This window comes from Streptomyces sp. NPDC058964 (assembly GCF_042741275.1).
In the GTDB taxonomy this organism is placed as follows: Bacteria; Actinomycetota; Actinomycetes; order Streptomycetales; family Streptomycetaceae; genus Streptomyces.
Genome location: NZ_JBHYKH010000805.1, coordinates 1 through 2,628, shown reverse-complemented (window position 1 = coordinate 2,628; position 2,628 = coordinate 1). Strand labels below are relative to the sequence as shown.

The 2,628-nt window shown below is 71.7% G+C and carries 2 protein-coding genes; both read left to right on the top strand.

The annotated features are described in order from the left end of the window. Positions 1-183 precede the first annotated feature (183 nt). Entirely contained in the window at positions 184-1,401 is a 1,218-nt protein-coding gene (locus tag ACFW2E_RS44985) for a 3-hydroxybenzoate 6-monooxygenase (RefSeq protein ID WP_384477443.1), read from the top strand. A gap of 63 nt (positions 1,402-1,464) precedes the next feature. Then, positions 1,465-2,520: a ketoacyl-ACP synthase III family protein gene (locus ACFW2E_RS44980; RefSeq protein WP_384477440.1), complete on the top strand. Its 1,056-nt coding sequence runs from the start codon at positions 1,465-1,467 to the stop codon at positions 2,518-2,520. The last annotated feature ends 108 nt before the right edge of the window (positions 2,521-2,628 follow it).

Here is a 2,628-nt window from a genome sequence, read left to right as displayed (position 1 = left end):
CTTCGGCCTCTCTCAGCACTCCTTTTTCGGCCTCCTTTTACGGCCTCCTTTCCGGCCCCCTGCTCCACGGGGGCTCTTTCCCTTTTCCGGTCAGCTGACGAAGTCGGGTTCCTTTCATTGCTGCCAGGCATGGCACACCGACACATTTATCGGGTCTCCCGACAACAGGAAAGGGACTCGGAAATGCCGAAGACAGCAATCGCCGGCGGCGGAATAGGCGGCCTGGCGACCGCGCTGAGCCTCGCCCGCCGCGGGCACGACGTGGTGGTGCTCGAACGCCGGGACTGCTTCACCGAGATCGGCGCCGGCATCCAGCTGGGGCCGAACGCCTTCCAGGCGCTGGACCGGCTGGGCGTCGGCGACCCGGTCCGGGACCGCGCGGTGCACATCGACGAGCTCCGCTTCATGGACGGCACGACCGACGAGAAGGTCGTCTCGATGCCGCTGACCGGCGCCTACCGGGCCCGCTTCGGCAACCCGTACGCCGTGGTGCACCGCATCGACCTGTACGAGCCGCTGCTGGCCGCCTGTCGCGCCGAACCCTCCGTGGAGCTGCGCGTCGACTGCTCCGTGGAGCGCTACGAGCAGGACGCCGACGGTGTGACCGTCCAGCTGGCCAACGGCGAACGGGTCCGCGCCGACGCGCTGGTCGGCGCGGACGGCATCAACTCCTTCGTCCGCAAGCAGCTCGTGGGCGACGGCTACCCGAAGGTGTCCGGGCACACCATCTACCGGTCGGTGATCCCCATGGGCGAGGTTCCCGAGGAGCTGCGCTGGAACACCGTGACGCTGTGGGCGGGGCCCAAGTGGCACTTCGTGCACTACCCGATCGGGAGCGGGGAGTTCCTCAACCTGGCCGCCACCCGCGACGACGGTGCCACCGAGGCCGTCCTCGGCCTGCCGGTGGAGCGCGCACACGTCCTGAGCGAGTTCCCGGGCCTCGGCGGCACCGCCCGGCGCCTGCTGGAGCTGGGCCGGGACTGGAAGTCCTGGGTGCTGTGCGACCGCGACCCGGTGGACCGCTGGACCGACGGCCGGGTCGTCCTGACCGGCGACGCCGCCCACCCCATGCTCCAGTACGCCGCCCAGGGCGCCTGCCAGGCCCTGGAGGACGCCGTGGTGCTCGGTGATCTGATCGGCACCGAGCCGGCCGACTTCGCCCAGCGTTTCGAGAAGTTCAACGCCGAGCGCCGCGAACGCACCGCCGCCACCCAGCTGCTGGCCCGCGAGATGGGGCGCCGGCTGTACCACCCGGCGGGCGAGGCGGCCGAGGCCCGCAACGCCGTGCTGCGGTCGCTGTCCGAGGAGGACCTCTACGAGAAGGTCCAGTGGCTGCACGGCGGCGAGGTCGGCACCGGCCGCGCCCCCGGGCCGGTCCCGGTGATCCGGCGCACGGTCTGACCCGGTTCCCGTCCGCCCATCGAGGCAATACCTGTATGCCCTTGTGAGAGGAGTACGTCCACCATGCGCCACGACAACCTGTACATAGCGGGGGTGGGGGCCTGGTACCCCAAGCCGATGCCCGTCGACGAGGCCATCGAGGCCGGCTGGTACGACGACGCCACCCAGCGGCGCTCCGGCCCGCTCAGCGCGTCCGTCGCCGGCGACGACGACACCCAGCCGGAGATGGCGGTGCGCGCCGGTTCCCTGGCGCTGCGCCACTCCGGCCTGGACGCGGCCGAGTTCGGTCTGCTGCTGCACGCCACGGGCGCGTTCTGCGGCCTGGACGGCTGGAACGTCGCCTCGTATCTGCAGCACCACGTCCTGGCCGACAACGGGCTGTCCTTCGAGGTGAAGCAGCACTCCAACGGTGCCATGGCGGCGATCGAGCTGGCCGCCGCCTTCCTCGTCGGGCGCCCCGACCGGCAGGCCGCAATGATCACCGCCTCCGACCGTTTCGTGATGCCGGTGTGGAACCGCTGGCGCACCTATCCGGGCCTGGTGTTCGGCGACGGCGCGAGCGCCGCGGTGCTCTCCCGCACCGGCGGCTTCGCCCGCATCGCCTCAGTCGTCACGGCGAGCCGGCCCGACCTGGAGCGTGCCCAGCGCGCCGGGCTGTCGTTCATGGCGTTCCCCGACACCAGTGACACCCAGGCGTATCCGATCAACCTCATCCAGCGGATGCAGACCTTCGCCGACGAGGAGCACGGCGGCCGCATCGCCGAAGTCTTCAAGATCATGAACCAGGCCCTGATCCGGTCCGTCGAGGGTGCCGCAGAGGAGGCCGGGACCCGGCCCGCCGACATCGACCACCTCGTCTTCCCGAACTTCGGCCGGACGATGCTGCGTCAGGAGGTGCTCACGCCGCTGCAACTGGACGCCGACAAGACGGTGTTCGAGTGGGCCCGGGAGACCGGACACGTCGGCGCCACCGACCAGTTCGGCGGCCTGGAGTACCTGATGCGCGCGGGCCGGCTGGAGCCGGGCCAGCGGGTGCTGCTCTGCGGCATCGGGCTGGGCTTCAACTGGACGTCCGCGGTCCTGGAGATCGACGAACGCCCGGTCCCGCTCGCGGACTGACGGCACGGCGCAACGGGCCCCGGGGCCCCCCCCCCACCGGGGGGGGGGGGCCCCCCCCCGGGGGGGGGCCCCGACACCCCCCCCCCCGACCCCCCCACCCCCGGGGGC

Bases quoted from the DNA above. Each gene is read 5' to 3' on its own strand.
- ACFW2E_RS44985 (WP_384477443.1), top strand. From the start codon at position 184: ATGCCGAAGACAGCAATCGCCGGCGGCGGAATAGGCGGCCTGGCGACC.
- ACFW2E_RS44980 (WP_384477440.1), top strand. From the start codon at position 1,465: ATGCGCCACGACAACCTGTACATAGCGGGGGTGGGGGCCTGGTACCCC.